A 14,750-nucleotide genomic window follows, 5' to 3' on the forward strand; every position below is an offset into this window, starting at 1 on the left:
GGGCTTGTCGCTCACTTGTCGTTCCCGTCCAGCATTCGGCCCAGCACCCGGGCGGTATAGTCCACCAACGGAATGACACGGGCGTAGTTCAATCGTGCAGGCCCTATCACGCCGATGGCGCCCAGGACCCGTTGTCGGCCGCTCATATAGGGCGCCGCGATCACAGCGGAACCCGAAAGTGAAAACAGTCGTGTTTCCGCGCCGATGAAGATGCGCACACCCTGGGCGGCGTCGACCCCGTCCAGCAGGCCGATCAGCTGTTCCTTCTGCTCCAGATCGTCGAACAGCACGCGCACGCGCTCCAGATCGGCCAGGCCCTCTGTGTCCTGCAGCAGATTGGCGCGGCCCCGCACGATCAGGGCGCGCTCGCGGTCCTGACCGCCGGACCAGGCGGCGAAACCGTCCTCGACCAGACGGGCGGCGGTCTGGTCCAGTTCGCGGCGTGCGATCTCCAGCTCCTGCGTCATTTCGCGCTTGGCGTCGGCGAAGGGCCGACCGCGCAGACGGGCGTTCAGGAAGTTTGAGGCCTCCACCAGGGTGGAGGGGGTGACCCCCGCCGACAGGGTCATGATCCGGTTCTCGACCGTACCATCATCGGCGACGATGACCGCCAGGGCCTGATCGCCGCCTAAGGCCACGAACTCGACGTGTTTAACCCCTGAATCGCGCACCGGGCTGGAGACGACGCCCGCCCCGCCCGCCAGACCGGACAGCAGGTTCGACGCCTCATCCAGAGCAGATTCAAAGTTCCGACCCCGTCCGGCCAGCCGCCCGTCGATCTCGCGACGTTCCTCCTTGGTCAGGTCGCCGACCTCCAAAAGGCCGTCCACGAACAGGCGCAGGCCTGCGTGGGTCGGTATCCGGCCCGCCGAGGTGTGGGGCGCCGCCAGCAGGCCCGCCAGAGTGAGGTCCTGCATGGTGTTGCGGATCGAGGCGGGCGACAGAGCGATACCGCCCAACGACAGGGTGCGCGACCCGACCGGCTCTCCCGTCTCCAGATAGCTCTCGACGATGCGGCGGAAGATGTCGCGGGCGCGCGCGTCCAGTCCCGCCAGTCCCGCAAGACCCAGATTCGGGGATGGGCCGCCATCGAACGGCGGGGTTTTGGGGGCATACAGGCTCACGGTTTCAGGATAAGCACCGCCGCCACAGCTTCCAAGGGATCATATCATGCGCCATTCGCAACGCACCGATGACCAACTGCGCACCGTGACCATCGAGACCGGCGTCAACCGCTACGCCGAGGGTTCCTGCCTGATCAGCTTTGGCCACACCAAGGTGCTGGTTACCGCCTCCATCGAGGAGAAGGTGCCGGGCTGGATGCGCAATACGGGCCAGGGCTGGGTGACGGCCGAATACGGCATGCTGCCGCGCGCCACCCATACGCGGGGCCGCCGCGAAGCCGCTGCGGGCAAGCAGTCGGGTCGCACCCAGGAAATCCAGCGCCTGATCGGCCGTTCGCTTCGCGCCGTGGTTGATCTGAAGGCGTTGGGCGAGCGTCAGGTGCTGATCGACTGCGACGTCATTCAGGCCGACGGCGGCACGCGCACCGCCTCCATCACCGGCGCCTGGGTCGCCATGAGCTCGGCGCTGAACTATCTGCGCGACGAGGGGGTGCTGAAGGTTGATCCGATCCTGGACCAGGTGGCGGCGGTGTCCTGCGGCGTCTGCGACGGGGTTCCGGTGCTGGATCTGGACTACGAAGAGGATTCGGAAGCCGAGGCGGATTCCAACTTCGTCCTGACCGGTTCGGGCCAGATCGTCGAGGTCCAGGCCACAGGCGAGAAGCGCGGCTTCTCGCGCGCCGAGTTCGACCGTCTGTTCTCCCTGGCCGAGATCGGCTGCACCGAACTGTTCGCCCTGCAGAAGGCGGCGCTGGAGGCTGTGCGTCGATAAGGGGTTTCGCGCGTTAGTCGGACGGGTCATCGTTCCGGTGATCCGTCCCGAAGACCCGGAGAGCCCGATGCGCCGATCCCTGTTCGCCTGCTCCGTCCTTGCGCTGGCCCTGGCGGTGTCCGCCTGTCAGCGAAGCGGGGAGCATCCCGATGCCGCCCCCGCACCGACCGAAGCGCCTGCTGGACCGGCGATGACGCCGATTCAGACCTCGCCGCCCGTCGCGTCTGAAGATCCTCAGACCAGCATTCCCGAAGGCCCGGACATGGCGCCGCGCCCCGTGCCGGTGACGGACGAACCGTGTCGTGACGCCATCGGCGAGACGGTCTCTGCGCGTCTGGTGCAACGCTGCATCCAGGTCAGCCCTGCAACCCATCCGCCTTGCAACGCCGCCAATCCCTGCGCTCTGATCCAGGGCGAGATCGACCGGTCCTGCGCCATGTATGGGCCGGGCGAGACCAAGCCGAAGGAATGCGCGGGCTGAGGCCTGCGCTCAAGCAGCCCGCGACTCCGTCGGGGGCTGCAGCGCCCAAGAAAAAGGCCCCGCTGTCGCCAGCGGGGCCTTCTCGTTTCAGGCGTTATGCCGTGGCTTAGTCGCGACGACGACGTCCGCGATCGCCACCGCGATCACCGCCGCCTTCACGCTTGGGACGACCGCCGGTGTCTTCCGACAGCGGGGCCTCGCCGCGCTCGGCGCGTTCAGCATTGATCTTGTCGGTGATGTCTTCACCGGTTTCCTGATCAACGACCTTCATCGACAGCTTGGTCTTGCCGCGGTCGTCGAAGCCCAGGAACTTGACCTTGACCTCTTGACCTTCCGACAGGACGTCAGCCGGGTTGGCGACGCGTTCCAGGGCGATCTGGGACACGTGGACCAGACCGTCCTTGGCGCCGAAGAAGTTCACGAAGGCGCCGAAATCAACGACCTTCACGACCTTGCCGGAATAGATGGTTCCGACTTCCGGCTCCGAGGCGATGGACTGGATCCAGGCCTTGGCGGCGTCGATCTTCTCCTGGTCGTTGGCGGCGACCTTGATGGTGCCGTCATCGCCGATGTCGATCTTGGCGCCGGTCTTCTCGACGATCTCGCGGATCACCTTGCCGCCCGAACCGATCACTTCACGGATCTTGTCGACCGCGATCTTGATGGTTTCGATCTTGGGTGCGTGCTCGCCCAGTTCGGTGCGCGGCGCGTCCATGGCCTTGGACATTTCGTCCAGGATGTGCAGGCGACCAGCCGAAGCCTGCGTCAGAGCCTGTTCCATGATCTCCTTGGTGATGCCGGCGACCTTGATGTCCATCTGCAGGCTGGTGATGCCTTGCGACGTGCCGGCGACCTTGAAGTCCATGTCGCCCAGGTGGTCTTCGTCGCCCAGGATGTCCGACAGGATGGCGAACTCGCCCGACGGTTCCAGGATCAGGCCCATGGCGATGCCTGAGACCGGACGGATCAGCGGAACGCCCGCGTCCATCAGGGCCAGCGACGAACCGCAGACCGTGGCCATCGAGGACGAGCCGTTGGACTCGGTGATCTCGGAGACCAGACGGATGGTGTAGGGGAAGTCTTCCTTCGACGGCAGCATCGGACGGATCGCGCGCCAGGCCAGCTTGCCGTGGCCGATTTCGCGACGGCCGGGCGAACCCATGCGGCCTGCTTCACCCACCGAATAGGGGGGGAAGTTGTAGTGCAGCAGGAAGGATTCCTTGTAGGTGCCCTGCAGGCTGTCGATGTACTGCTCGTCTTCGCCGGTGCCCAGGGTGGCGACGACCAGAGCCTGGGTTTCGCCGCGCGTGAACAGGGCCGAACCGTGGGTGCGCGGCAGGACGCCGACTTCCGACACGATGGCGCGGACCTTGTCCAGGGCGCGGCCGTCGACGCGGTGTGCGTTCTCGATGATGTCGCGACGCAGGACGTCGGCTTCACATTCCTTGAAGGCGGCCGAGAATTTGGACGAATCGACGCCCTCGGGGTTCTCGTCGGTCTTCACCAGGGCGGCGGCGGCGGTCTTCTTGGCCGCATCGACGCCCGAGCGACGGTCGTACTTGCCCGGGTGGGCGTAGGCGGCCTTGATATCTTCGCCGACCAGCGCCTTGATCGAGGCGACGACGTCGGAGTGGTCTTCGGCCTGGAAGTCGAAGGGCTCCTTGGCGGCGTGTTCTGCCAGGTCGATGATGGCGTCGATCACCGGCTGCATGCCCGCGTGCGCGAACATCAGGGCTTCGAGCATCTTCTCTTCCGACAGCTCCTTGGCTTCGGATTCGACCATCATCAGGGCGTCCTGCGTGCCGGCGACCACCAGGTCCAGGTCCGAGGTCGGGATCTGGTCGATGGTCGGGTTCAGGACCAGCTCACCGTCGATCAGGCCGACGCGCGCCGCGCCGATCGGGCCCATGAAGGGCACGCCCGAGATGGTCAGGGCGGCCGAAGCGGCGACCATGCCCAGGACGTCCGGGTCGTTCTCCATGTCGTGCTGCAGCACGGTCACGACGACCTGGGTCTCGTTCTTGAAGCCCTTGACGAACAGCGGGCGGATCGGACGGTCGATCAGGCGGGAAACCAGGGTTTCCTTCTCCGAAGGACGGCCTTCACGCTTGAAGTAGCCGCCGGGGATCTTGCCGGCTGCGAAGGTCTTTTCCTGGTAGTTGACGGTCAGGGGGAAGAAATCCAGGCCCGGCTTGGGGGCGCGGCCATAGACGACGGTGGCCAGAACCACGGTCTCGCCGTAGGTCGCCAGCACGGCGCCGTCAGCCTGGCGGGCGATGCGGCCCGTTTCCAGGGTCAGCGGGCGTCCGGCCCACTCGATCGTCTTGCGTTTGATATCGAACATATTTCGTCTTTCGTATCCCGGCGGGCGTATTCCCGGCGGGGTCCCATCATTGGGTGGAGCGCGGGGCGTTCAGTCCCGAGGTCCGTGGATCGCCGCGCCATCGCGGAAGACCCGGTGAGGGCCGACCTGGCCCTCGCGTCTGCGCCGTTTCAGTCCCGCGGTGCACGGGTCGACAAATCAACAGCTAGGAACACAACGAGGCGCGGACGTGACCGCCCGCGCCTCGAAATGATCTCTATCGCGGTCCCGCGCCTTAGCGGCGCAGGCCCAGCTTGGCGATGAGCGCCTGGTAGCGGCCGGCGTCGACCTTGTTCAGGTGGTCGAGCAGGCGGCGACGTTGCGACACCATCTTCAGAAGGCCACGACGCGAGTGGTTGTCCTTCTTGTGGGTCTTGAAGTGTTCGGTCAGGTTGGCGATGCGTTCCGACAGGATCGCGACCTGAACCTCGGCCGAGCCGGTGTCGCCAGCGGTGCGGGCGTTATCGGCGATGATCTCGTGCTTGCGTTCAGCAGTAACCGACATCGAAAGAGTCCTTTCTTGGCCTATCGCGCTTCGCGCTACTTGAGGCCGTGGGGTCTCGGCCCTTGCCGGATGGCGTGGGCCTAGAGGTTGAAAACGCGGTCGGGTTCTAACCGGCCGGCCCGCAACTGACAGAGTGCGACGAGGGTCTGGCCCTGAAAGGCTGAAACCGTGCGCGAACCGTCGCGAAGACGATCCTTGAGGGTTTCCACCTGACGGGGGAGCAGAACGATCGGGCGTCCCTGCCGAAGCGAGAAGGCGTCTTGATCCGTCACGGCCAGCTCCGGGATGTCGTCCAGGGCGGTCGCAACGGGAAGCAAGCCTTCCGAGGCGGCGCTCCTATGCACCATTTCCTCCAGAGAATCCAGAGTGACGGCGTTTTCCGTGCTGAACGGCCCGACCCGCTCGCGGCGCAATGCGCTGACGTGGCCCTCTGCCCCCAGCACCGCCGCCAGATCGCGGGCCAGCGAACGCACATAGACGCCCTTGCCGGTGCGGATGGTGATTTCGACGTGATCGGCGTCCGGGGCGTCGGTGACCTCGGCGGAATGGATGGTCACGCGCCGGGCCTGGAGTTCGAACTCCACGCCGTCGCGAGCCAGGTCATAGGCGCGCGCGCCGTCCACCTTGATGGCCGAGAAACGGGGCGGCGTCTGGTCGATTTCGCCCACGAAGCCGGGCAGGGCGGCCTTCACCTGGTCCACGCTCGGGCGCACGTCGGAACGGCCGATGATCTCGCCTTCACGATCCACGCTGTCGGTCGAGACGCCCCAGTTGATGGTGAAGCGATAGACCTTCTGCGCCTCCATCATCATAGGCACAGTCTTGGTCGCCTCACCGAGCGCAATGGGCAGGATGCCGCTGGCCAGCGGGTCCAGGGTGCCGGCGTGACCGGCTTTCTGGGCGTTGAACAGGCGGCGGATGCGGCTGACGGCCTCCGTCGATCCCATCTCGAACGGCTTGTCCAGGCAGACCCAGCCGTCGACGATGTCGCCCTTCTTCTTACGCCCCATTATGCTTGGCCTATCGCGCGTCGCGCTGCTTGAGGCCGGTAGGCTTGGCCTGCCGCGCATTGCACTGTTTGAGGCCAGGCCGTCATTGGTCGCCTTCGTCGTCGCCCGCCGCCAGATCGGCCTGAATGCGCGGGTCGGCGAACAGGCGGTCCATGTGGCTGGCCGCGTCGAAGCTGTCGTCGTGACGGAAGCGCAGGTCGGGCGTGAACTTCATGTCCAGTCGGCGGCCCAGCTGGCCGCGCAGGAATTTGGCGTGGACGTTCAGCGCCTTGATGATTTCGCTCTCGTGGCCATTGGTCGGCGCCGTCTCGACGCCCGCGCCCAGGGGCTCGACGAAACAGGTGGCGTGCTTCAGGTCCGGCGACAGCCGCACCTCGGTCACGGTGACGGAGACCCCGGCCAGAGCCTCGTCGTGAATCTCTTCTTCACGCAGGATGTCGACCAGGGCGTGACGGATGAGTTCGCCTGCGCGCAGCTGGCGCTGGCTGGGTCCGGCGGGGCCGGAGGCGTTACGGGTATGTTGCTTGTGGGCCATCGGCCGCTCCTTTTCATCGCCCGCCGGGGCTCGGACCCGACCGGATAAGCGAAAGGCGGGCGGTCTAGGCGCGTGGAGCCGCTGTGTCCAGTTTCGCCGCTCTGACGGCGCGCATGACTTCGCTGGAGGCGATGGACCGCACGGGCCGCACCGACACTCCTCCAGCGTTCAGCACGCCCGCCGTCCAGTGGTTGCACAGGTGCAGGATCGAGAAGGTTTCGCGGCTGGCGAAGAAGCGCGCGTCATCGCCGGGGCGAGCGGCGGCGACCCGTGGAGCGCCGCTGGACAGGTCGAGGGAAGCCTCGATCCTCGCGGCCATCCGGTCGAAGTCGGCGGGGGCCAAGGTCAGGGCCGCCCGCTCATGCGCGGCGTAGCGGCTGCGGGGATCGCCGCCTTGCGGGTTCAGCATGACGACGGACGGATTGCCGGGTCGGAAGAAGGCGCGGGCGCCGTCAGGCAGGCGGGCCGAAATCGGGCTCTGATCCACATAGAATCTGGCGTCGCCCCAGCCGATCAGGACCCAATCGCCGGGCGCCAGGCTTGCAACGGCCTGGGCCAGCGGCCCGCCGTGACGCATCAAAGCCTGACGCGGCACGGCCAGATCGGTGTGAAAGCCGTTGTCGAGCACCATGACCGTCACGGCGTTCGTCTGATCCGCGGGGTGAAGGCGCCCCGGCGTCGTCCAGGTCAGGAGGGCTGTGATCAGGCCGATTAGAACGGCCAGAACCAGGCCGATCCTCAATGTTTGAAGTCCTGCAGGTCGCACAGACGTTCTTCGGCCAGCAGGGCGCCGGGCGGCGGTCCCTGCAGCACCGGCAGCATGACGAAACCGTCCTGGCGGATCGCGAACGCCAGCCAGCCCACGGGCTGACCATCGCACAGGTGCGACCCTTCATCCGACACGACGCGCCGCACCTCGATCTGGGCCTGGGCCGGGACAGCCATCACGCCGGCGAAGGTGGATTGGGTGGTGGCCAGTTCATCGGCGGCGACCAGCCGGTGCGGGGCGGAGGCGATGCGTTTGCCGTTGTCCATGACCAGGGCGCCGCCGTCGGCCTCCAGACTGCGCCCGCCCTCGGCCGCATCATAATGACCGGACAGCAGGGTTTCGCCGACCACCACCTGACCACCCTTGCCGTGGGGGGCGCCGGTCGGACCGGCGGTCATCAGAGAGTGCAGCGCCGGTTCGACGCCGAAGGCGCCGATCAGCACGGCGGCGAACGCGCCCAGGCCGATGCCGAACGCAGCCCACCTGGGCGGCGGGCCGTTGGTCGAGGGAGCAGTCGTCGTCATGCTCCCATCCTGGAACAGAGTTATGAACGTCCCGAGAATCAGTCGGGAACTGGCGCGGTTGAGCCGGGCGCTGTCGCCCATTCGCCCCGCCATTCATAGCTCAGCGTCGTACAATGTCGGAAGGTTCCATCCGCCCATTGGCCCACGGCCTGCATGGTCAGCGGGCGGGCGGGGCGGATCCGGCTCAGGATCAGCCAGGCGGCGTCGGCGCCGGGGCACAGGGCGCGCGACAGGCCGCGCCCGTCGCCGACGGTCTGGTTGATGGCGTAGATGTCGTTCTCGTTGGCGCCCGCAGGCAGGACGCGCCGCGCCCCGTCGGGACCGCCCCGCGTGAACTCCGCCGATCCGCGCGCCGTGGTCGAGAACAGCCGCTCGACACTGACTGCGCCGAACAGGCCGCGCCGCACCTCCAGCGTGATCCCCTTGGTCATGGCCTGGGTGATCCGGTCATTGGCGTTATAGGCCAGAAACCGTGTGTCGGCGTGCGCAGGCGCAGCCGCCGACAGGGCGAGGCCAAAGGCGACGATGGATGAGGCGACGATGGATGAGGCGACGGGGGCGATGAACGGGCGCATGGCTTCCTGTGTCGGCAGGCTTTGCGGCGAGAACGCGGCTTTATGAGCGGCTTCTAGAGTTCGCCAAGACAGCGCAGGGCGACTTCCAGATTGCGCAGGCCGTCCTCGCCGGTCACCGCCGCCGTCTCGCCGGTGGTGATGGCGTGGGCGAAGGCCTCCAGTTCCTTCTTCAGCGGTTCCGCAGGCCAGGAGTTCAACATCCGCGTCGAGTACGACCCGTCCGGCTGCTGGCCGAAATACTCGGTGACCTGACGGGTGATCAGGTCGGCGACGATGAATTTGGTCTTGGTGGCGACCTGCAGGGTGCGGGTCTTGTAGGGCGTGACCCAGTTGGTGGTGATGTGGGCGATCACCCCATTGTCCAGGCGGAACTGGAGCAGGGCCGTGTCCTCGCGGTCGGCGCGGGTGCGGGCCAGCTGCGGCTGGACCTCGGTGATCTCGGCGCCGGTCAGGTGACGGATGATGTCGATGTCATGCACGGCCAGATCGATGACCACCCCGACCTCGCCCATGCGCGGCGGGAAGGGGCCGACGCGGGTGATCTGGATGGAGATGATCTCGTCGTCCGCGACGGCGCGCTTGACCGTCTCGACCGCCGGATTGAACCGCTCGACCTGGCCGACCATCAGGACGCGGTTATTGGCCTTGGCGGCGTCGATCATGCGCTGGGCGTCGGCGACGGTGGCGGCGATGGGCTTTTCGACCAGGACGTGGACGCCCTTTTCCAGCAGGGCCACCCCGACTTCGGCATGGAAGCGGTTGGGCGTGGCGACCACGGCGGCGTCCAGACCGGCATCGACAAAGGCCTGGGCCGTCGTGACCGGCGATGCCCCATAGGCGGCGGCGACCCCCTCGGCCGTCATGGCGTCCGGGTCGAAGATGGTCGTCAGGTCGAACTCACGCATCTCGGCGGCGACCCGCGCATGGTTGCGGCCCATGACGCCTGCGCCAGCGACGCCGATCTTGAGGGGAGCGGTGTTCGGCATTGGCTTAACCCTTGAAGCTGGCGACGGCGGCGATGATCTTATCCTGCGTCGCCGCGTCCAGATCGGCGTGCATCGGCAGGCTGATGACCACGTCTTTCAGCCGCTCGGTCACGGGCAGGCCCTGCGGCCCGCGCGGATAGTGCTCATAGGCCGGCTGCAGGTGCAGCGGGATCGGATAATAGACCGCCGTTGGCACGCCCTGTTCCTTCAGGTGCGCGGCCAGAGCGTCACGGTTCGGGTGTTCGATCGTATATTGCGCCCAGTTCGAAATATTGCCTGCAGGCACGTCCGGCGCCTTGGCGACATGGGGGCGCAGGCCTTCGTTGTAGCGGGCGGCGGCGGCATTGCGCCATTCGATCTCCTGGCCGAAGACCTTCAGTTTCTCGATCAGGACAGCGGCCTGGATGGTGTCCAGACGGCTGTTCAGGCCGATCCGCATGTTCAGATATTTGGGGTCGTGGTCGAAGGTGCGGTCCTTCAGGTCCACGGCGACGGCCTTGCCGTGGACGCGGATGGAATCCATCAACTGGGCCAGTTCGTCGTCATTGGTCAGCACCGCCCCGCCATCGCCGTAGCAGCCCAGCGGCTTGGCCGGGAAGAAGCTGGTGGTGGTGACGTCGGCCCATTTCAGCGGGTGCTCGCCATTGATGGTGCAGCCGAACCCTTGCGCTGAATCCGAGATCAGCTTCAGCCCGTGCTTGTCGCAGACAGCCTTGATGGCCGCATAGTCGGCAGGCTGGCCGAACAGGTCCACGGCGATGACCACGCGCGGGGTCAGGCGGCCTTCTTTCAGCGTCGCCTCGATGGCGGCTTCCAGATGACCGGGGTCCATATTGTAGGTGTCGGCGTCCACGTCGATGAAGACCGGTTCAGCGTCGAACCACGGCACGACCTCGGCGGTGGCGGCGAAGGTGAAGCTGGGCACGAAGACGGCGTCGCCACGTCCCACGCCCCAGGCCATCAGCGGCAGGGCCAGGGCGTCGGTGCCGTTGGCGCAGCCCAGGGCGTGCTTGGCCTGCCCGAAGGCGGCCAGATCAGCCTCGAACTGACGGACCTGCGGCCCCATGACCCAGGCGCCGCCGACGACGGCGTCCTGAACGGCGGCTTCGATCTTGCCGCCGAGGCGAAGGCGTTGGGCCTGAAGGTCGATGAAGGGGATCATTGAGGGTCGCTCTCCACGAGGGTCGGGGGCGGCGGTCCGAAGGCTCGGGCCGCGAATGTGGCCGCCCTCCTAGCAAGATCGGCCGCTGTCGCCAAACGGCTGAACCTCACTTCGCGTTGCCCTTTGCAACGTCCGCACCCCTTGGCGCCCGACAGGTTGCGCCCTAAGCCAGCGGCATGACCAGCCTTTCCGTCGCCAAATTCAGGGTCTCCAACTGGCTGTTTGAGCACGCATTGCCGCTGTGGGCGGATCGCGGCGTCAGCGCCGACGGGCGGTTTTTCGAGCAGTTGGATTTCGAAGGCCGCCCCGTGACGGGCCGTCGCCGCCGCACGCGCGTTCAGGCGCGCCAGGTCTATGTCTTTTGCGAAGCCGCCGCCCTGGGCTGGCAGGCCGGGCGCGCCGTGGCCCAGACGGGGCTGGACCGAATGATCGGCCTGTGTCGGCGTGACGACGGCCTGTGGATCAGCGCGACGGATGACGACGGCGCCGTGATTGACGATGCGCCGGACCTCTATGACCTGGCCTTTGTCCTGTTCGCCCTGGCGGCGGGGCATCGGGTGCTGGGCGATCCGCGCGCCCGGCCTCTGGCGCTGGAGACGCTGGAGGCGATCCAGTCCCTGATGAGCGCCCCTCATGGCGGCTGGCACGACGCCCTGCCGCCGCGCCTGCCGCGACGCCAGAACCCGCACATGCATATGCTCGAGGCCATGCTGGCCTGGCAGGCGATTGCACCCGATCCCGCGTTCGAGGCGGCGGCGCGCGTCTCGCTGGATCTGTGCCGCGACCAATTCATCATCGACGGCGCGATCCGCGAATATTTTACTGAGGATTGGGCGGCTGACCCGCAGACAGGTCACGTCATAGAACCGGGCCACCTCGAGGAATGGGCCTGGCTGCTGCGTCAGGCGCAGGCTGCGGGACTGGATGCCGGATCTGCCGCCGAAGGCCTTCATCGCCGCGCTGTCGCGCAGGGCCAGAACGCGCTGGGCATGATCCGCGAGATCGATCCGTCAGGCGCGCCTCTGGACGGCGGGCGTCGCCTTTGGGCCCAGACCGAGGCGGTCCGCACGGCCCTGGCGTTTGGCGACGCCAATGTCGGCGATCTGGTCGACGGATTGTTTGCGACCCATCTGGCCACTGATTTGCCGGGCCTGTGGGTCGACAGCTATGACGCAGAGGGACAGTCGCATGAGGCGGCTGCGCCCGCCTCCAGCCTCTATCATCTGATGACCGCCTTTTCCGAACTGCTGAGACACAAGCCATGAGCGGCGCGCCTGCAGCCTTCCTCGACCGCGACGGGGTGCTGATCGAAGACTGCGGCTATCCGCACAAACCCGAGCATCTGGTCCTGATCCCCGGTGCGGCCGAGGCGGTGCGTCGGTTGAAATCGCTGGGCTATCTGACTGTCATCGTCACCAACCAGTCGGGCGTGGCGCGTGGTCTGTTCACCGAAGACCAGATGCACGATTTCAACGCCCTGTTGATCGCGCAACTGGCCCAGGACGGCGGCGTGATCGACGCCGTCTATGCTGCGCCCTATCACGCCGATGCCGTGATCGAACGCTATCGTCACCCGGATCATCCCGACCGCAAGCCCAATCCGGGCATGCTGCTGCGCGCGATTGAAGAACATGGGATCGACCCGTCCAAGTCCCTGATGATCGGAGACCAGCCGACGGACGTAGAGGCGGCGCGGCGGGCCGGCGTCGCGGGCCATCTGTTCAAGGGCGACAATCTCGACGCCTTCGTACAGAGCCTGACCGCAGGCTGAACCTCGCCGCCTTTCGCAATTCCTGACACCGTGAATATATGGGCGGGCGCCTATTGCTGAAGGAGTTCCCCGTGGCTTTTGTTGAACGTCGCTGGACGTCGCCGGACGGCCTGAACCTGTTTGCGCGTGACTATGCGCCAGGTCCCGGCGTGGCGCGGCCCCCGGTCATCGCCATCCACGGCCTGACCCGCAACAGCGCTGATTTCGAAGCCATAGCCCCCCTGCTGGCCCAGAGCGGCCGACGTGTGCTGGCGGTCGATGTGCGCGGGCGCGGCCTGTCGGACCGGGCGCCGGACCCCATGACCTATACGCCCGAAGTCTATGCCCGGGATGTTCTGACCCTGATGGATCAGGCGGCGATTGATCGGGCGGTGTTCCTCGGCACATCCATGGGCGGACTGATCACCATGGCCCTGACAGCGATCCGGCCGAAGGCTGTTGTCGCGGCCATCCTGAACGACATCGGCCCGGAAGTGGCGACAGAGGGTCTGGCGCGGATCGCCAGCTATAGCGGCCAGCCGGTCGAGATTGAAACCTGGGCGGACGCCGCCGCCTACGCCAGGCGCATCAACGGCGTGGCCTTCCCGCACTATTCTGACACCGACTGGGACGGTTTCGCGCGCCGCATCTTCCGTCAGCAGCCGGATGGCGAGATCGGCCTGGACTATGATCCTGACATCGCCGTGCCGATCCGGGCGGCGGGCGCCAAGGCGCTGGTTCCGAACCTGTGGCCCGACTTCCGCCGTCTGGCCCGGAAGAAACCGACCCTGCTGGTGCGAGGCGGGAACTCTGACCTGCTCAGCGCCGAGATCGCCGACAAGATGAAGAAGGCCGCGCCGTCGATGGCCTATGTGGAGGTTCCCGGCGTCGGCCATGCGCCGATGCTGGACGAGCCGGAGGCGCGGGCGGCGATCTTCGAGTTTCTGTCCGAGGTGCAGTGACAGGGACTTGCGCCTTGCCCGTCATCCTCGGGCTTGCCCCGAGGATCGAGCCGTCCGCCGCTGTGCCTCAACGGAGACGCACAGCTTGATCCGCGCCCGGCCCTCGGGTCAAGCCCGAGGGTGACGGTGGATAAGGAGCGAGGATCGCGTTTGGCCGCTCAGTCCTTCGTCGGATCGACGCGGGACTTGTCGCCATAGGTCAGGGCCAGGAAGACGTCTTCCAGATCCGGGTCTTCGGTGGTGATGTCGGCGATGGTCACGCCTGCTGCGCGCACAGCGTTGATGACCTGTTCGACCGACGATTGGCCTTTTTTGTAGGTCACGGCGAAGGCGCCGCTGGGACGGGCCGTGACGACAAAGCCGTTCAGGACGGGCGGAACCTCCTGCGGGGTTTCAGGCGTCACGACCACATTGCGGCTGTCCAGGCGGCGCAGCAGTTGCGGCGTCGGCTCGCAGGCCACCACCTCGCCCCGGTTGACGATGGCGATGGTGTCGCACAGCTCCTGCGCCTCTTCGAGGTAGTGGGTGGTCAGAACGATGGTGACCCCTTCCTCGTTGATGCGACGGACATAGGCCCACAGCTGGCGGCGCAGTTCGACGTCCACGCCCGCCGTCGGCTCGTCCAGGATCAGGATGGGCGGATTATGCACCAGGGCCTTGGCCACCATCAGGCGGCGCTTCATGCCGCCGGACAGGGCGCGGACATAGGCGTTGGCCTTGTCCGACAGACCCAGCGCCGCCAGCAGTTCGTCAGAGCGGCGTTCATTCTTGGGCACGCCGTAGAATCCCGCCTGAACCTCAAGCGACTCGCGCGGGGTGAAGAAGACGTCGGCGACGATTTCCTGCGGCACTACACCCAGGGCTGCGGCGGCGTCGCGCGGCTCCTTGTCGATGTCGCGGCCCCAGATGGCGACTGTGCCTTCTGATTTCTTCACCACCCCGGCCAGAATGTTGATCAGGGTCGACTTGCCTGCCCCGTTCGGACCCAGAAGGCCGAACACCGATCCACGCGGGATCACCAGATCGACGCCGCGCAGCGCCGTCTTGGGCGCCGCCTTCTTGGAACCGGCATAGGTCTTCTTGAGGCCCCGCACCTCGATGGCGTTGTCGGGCAGGGCGTAGGTCTCGGGCATGGTCAGGGCAAACTCGGCGCAGAAAGGCGAGCGCATAGGTAGGAGGCCGGCGACGGTTCGCCAAGCCCGCTGATCAGGCGTGCTCGGCTCGACCGCTGGC

General features: G+C 66.6%; 16 protein-coding genes. 5 read left to right on the forward strand and 11 right to left on the reverse strand.

Going from position 1 to position 14,750, the window contains the following annotated elements:
- Positions 1–11: 11 nt before the first annotated feature.
- Positions 12–1,070, reverse strand: coding sequence for a heat-inducible transcriptional repressor HrcA (gene hrcA / locus KWG56_RS16205; protein WP_201099769.1), 1,059 nt, complete (start codon positions 1,068–1,070; stop codon positions 12–14).
- A gap of 100 nt (positions 1,071–1,170) precedes the next feature.
- Here hrcA and rph point away from each other — a divergent pair, with 100 nt between their 5' ends.
- Together rph and KWG56_RS16215 are read left to right on the forward strand one after the other, a co-directional pair.
- Complete coding sequence (gene rph, locus KWG56_RS16210; RefSeq protein WP_219352923.1) at positions 1,171–1,896, forward strand: ribonuclease PH; 726 nt, start codon at positions 1,171–1,173, stop codon at positions 1,894–1,896.
- Positions 1,897–1,963: 67 nt separating this feature from the next.
- Positions 1,964–2,377, forward strand: a complete 414-nt coding sequence (locus KWG56_RS16215; protein WP_219352924.1) for a hypothetical protein — start codon at positions 1,964–1,966, stop codon at positions 2,375–2,377.
- A gap of 106 nt (positions 2,378–2,483) precedes the next feature.
- Here the strand turns inward: KWG56_RS16215 and pnp are convergent, their stop codons facing one another.
- The 9 genes from pnp to KWG56_RS16260 form a co-directional block, all read right to left on the reverse strand.
- Positions 2,484–4,721 (reverse strand): polyribonucleotide nucleotidyltransferase, encoded by a 2,238-nt coding sequence (gene pnp / locus KWG56_RS16220; RefSeq protein ID WP_219352925.1) that lies wholly within the window; start codon positions 4,719–4,721, stop codon positions 2,484–2,486.
- 253 nt (positions 4,722–4,974) lie between these two features.
- Positions 4,975–5,244: a 30S ribosomal protein S15 gene (gene rpsO, locus KWG56_RS16225; RefSeq protein WP_201099639.1), complete on the reverse strand. Its 270-nt coding sequence runs from the start codon at positions 5,242–5,244 to the stop codon at positions 4,975–4,977.
- 80 nt (positions 5,245–5,324) lie between these two features.
- Positions 5,325–6,254 carry a tRNA pseudouridine(55) synthase TruB gene (truB, locus tag KWG56_RS16230; RefSeq protein WP_219352926.1) on the reverse strand — a complete coding sequence of 310 codons (930 nt, stop codon included), beginning with the start codon at positions 6,252–6,254 and terminating at the stop codon, positions 5,325–5,327.
- An 82-nt stretch (positions 6,255–6,336) separates the two neighbouring features.
- Positions 6,337–6,789, reverse strand: a complete 453-nt coding sequence (rbfA, locus tag KWG56_RS16235) for a 30S ribosome-binding factor RbfA (RefSeq protein WP_219352927.1) — start codon at positions 6,787–6,789, stop codon at positions 6,337–6,339.
- Positions 6,790–6,853: 64 nt separating this feature from the next.
- On the reverse strand, positions 6,854–7,531 hold the full coding sequence (locus KWG56_RS16240) for a DUF2459 domain-containing protein (RefSeq protein ID WP_219352928.1): 678 nt from the start codon (positions 7,529–7,531) through the stop codon (positions 6,854–6,856).
- Positions 7,528–8,082, reverse strand: a complete 555-nt coding sequence (locus KWG56_RS16245) for a hypothetical protein (protein WP_219352929.1) — start codon at positions 8,080–8,082, stop codon at positions 7,528–7,530. The genes KWG56_RS16240 and KWG56_RS16245 overlap by 4 nt, the downstream gene beginning before the upstream one ends.
- Before the next feature lie 38 nt (positions 8,083–8,120).
- Positions 8,121–8,657, reverse strand: a complete 537-nt coding sequence (locus tag KWG56_RS16250; RefSeq protein WP_219352930.1) for a hypothetical protein — start codon at positions 8,655–8,657, stop codon at positions 8,121–8,123.
- Between the two features lie 53 nt (positions 8,658–8,710).
- Positions 8,711–9,643: a Gfo/Idh/MocA family protein gene (locus KWG56_RS16255; RefSeq protein ID WP_219352931.1), complete on the reverse strand. Its 933-nt coding sequence runs from the start codon at positions 9,641–9,643 to the stop codon at positions 8,711–8,713.
- Positions 9,644–9,647: 4 nt separating this feature from the next.
- Positions 9,648–10,805, reverse strand: coding sequence for a DegT/DnrJ/EryC1/StrS family aminotransferase (locus KWG56_RS16260; RefSeq protein WP_219352932.1), 1,158 nt, complete (start codon positions 10,803–10,805; stop codon positions 9,648–9,650).
- Positions 10,806–10,981: 176 nt separating this feature from the next.
- Here KWG56_RS16260 and KWG56_RS16265 point away from each other — a divergent pair, with 176 nt between their 5' ends.
- From KWG56_RS16265 to KWG56_RS16275, 3 genes are read left to right on the forward strand one after another with little or no spacing between them, the layout of a single operon-like run.
- Entirely contained in the window at positions 10,982–12,070 is a 1,089-nt protein-coding gene (locus KWG56_RS16265) for an AGE family epimerase/isomerase (protein WP_219352933.1), read from the forward strand.
- Positions 12,067–12,576 carry a D-glycero-alpha-D-manno-heptose-1,7-bisphosphate 7-phosphatase gene (locus KWG56_RS16270; protein ID WP_219352934.1) on the forward strand — a complete coding sequence of 170 codons (510 nt, stop codon included), beginning with the start codon at positions 12,067–12,069 and terminating at the stop codon, positions 12,574–12,576. Before KWG56_RS16265 ends, KWG56_RS16270 begins: the two co-directional genes overlap by 4 nt.
- A gap of 38 nt (positions 12,577–12,614) precedes the next feature.
- A complete protein-coding gene (locus KWG56_RS16275) occupies positions 12,615–13,517 on the forward strand; it encodes an alpha/beta fold hydrolase (protein ID WP_219352935.1) in 903 nt (300 codons plus the stop codon).
- A gap of 158 nt (positions 13,518–13,675) precedes the next feature.
- Here the strand turns inward: KWG56_RS16275 and KWG56_RS16280 are convergent, their stop codons facing one another.
- On the reverse strand, positions 13,676–14,650 hold the full coding sequence (locus KWG56_RS16280; RefSeq protein ID WP_219355328.1) for an ABC transporter ATP-binding protein: 975 nt from the start codon (positions 14,648–14,650) through the stop codon (positions 13,676–13,678).
- Positions 14,651–14,750 lie beyond the last annotated feature (100 nt).

The sequence above is a fragment of the Brevundimonas nasdae genome (genome assembly GCF_019395145.1).
Classification (GTDB): Bacteria; Pseudomonadota; Alphaproteobacteria; order Caulobacterales; family Caulobacteraceae; genus Brevundimonas; species Brevundimonas nasdae.

Coding starts and splice junctions, on each gene's coding strand:
- rbfA (WP_219352927.1), bottom strand. CDS start 6,789: ATGGCCCACAAGCAACATACCCGTAACGCCTCCGGCCCCGCCGGACCC.
- KWG56_RS16275 (WP_219352935.1), top strand. CDS start 12,615: ATGGGCGGGCGCCTATTGCTGAAGGAGTTCCCCGTGGCTTTTGTTGAA.
- KWG56_RS16250 (WP_219352930.1), bottom strand. CDS start 8,657: ATGCGCCCGTTCATCGCCCCCGTCGCCTCATCCATCGTCGCCTCATCC.
- KWG56_RS16280 (WP_219355328.1), bottom strand. CDS start 14,650: ATGCCCGAGACCTACGCCCTGCCCGACAACGCCATCGAGGTGCGGGGC.
- KWG56_RS16245 (WP_219352929.1), bottom strand. CDS start 8,082: ATGACGACGACTGCTCCCTCGACCAACGGCCCGCCGCCCAGGTGGGCT.
- pnp (WP_219352925.1), bottom strand. CDS start 4,721: ATGTTCGATATCAAACGCAAGACGATCGAGTGGGCCGGACGCCCGCTG.
- KWG56_RS16255 (WP_219352931.1), bottom strand. CDS start 9,643: ATGCCGAACACCGCTCCCCTCAAGATCGGCGTCGCTGGCGCAGGCGTC.
- KWG56_RS16265 (WP_219352933.1), top strand. CDS start 10,982: ATGACCAGCCTTTCCGTCGCCAAATTCAGGGTCTCCAACTGGCTGTTT.
- rph (WP_219352923.1), top strand. CDS start 1,171: ATGCGCCATTCGCAACGCACCGATGACCAACTGCGCACCGTGACCATC.
- rpsO (WP_201099639.1), bottom strand. CDS start 5,244: ATGTCGGTTACTGCTGAACGCAAGCACGAGATCATCGCCGATAACGCC.
- truB (WP_219352926.1), bottom strand. CDS start 6,254: ATGGGGCGTAAGAAGAAGGGCGACATCGTCGACGGCTGGGTCTGCCTG.
- KWG56_RS16215 (WP_219352924.1), top strand. CDS start 1,964: ATGCGCCGATCCCTGTTCGCCTGCTCCGTCCTTGCGCTGGCCCTGGCG.
- KWG56_RS16270 (WP_219352934.1), top strand. CDS start 12,067: ATGAGCGGCGCGCCTGCAGCCTTCCTCGACCGCGACGGGGTGCTGATC.
- KWG56_RS16260 (WP_219352932.1), bottom strand. CDS start 10,805: ATGATCCCCTTCATCGACCTTCAGGCCCAACGCCTTCGCCTCGGCGGC.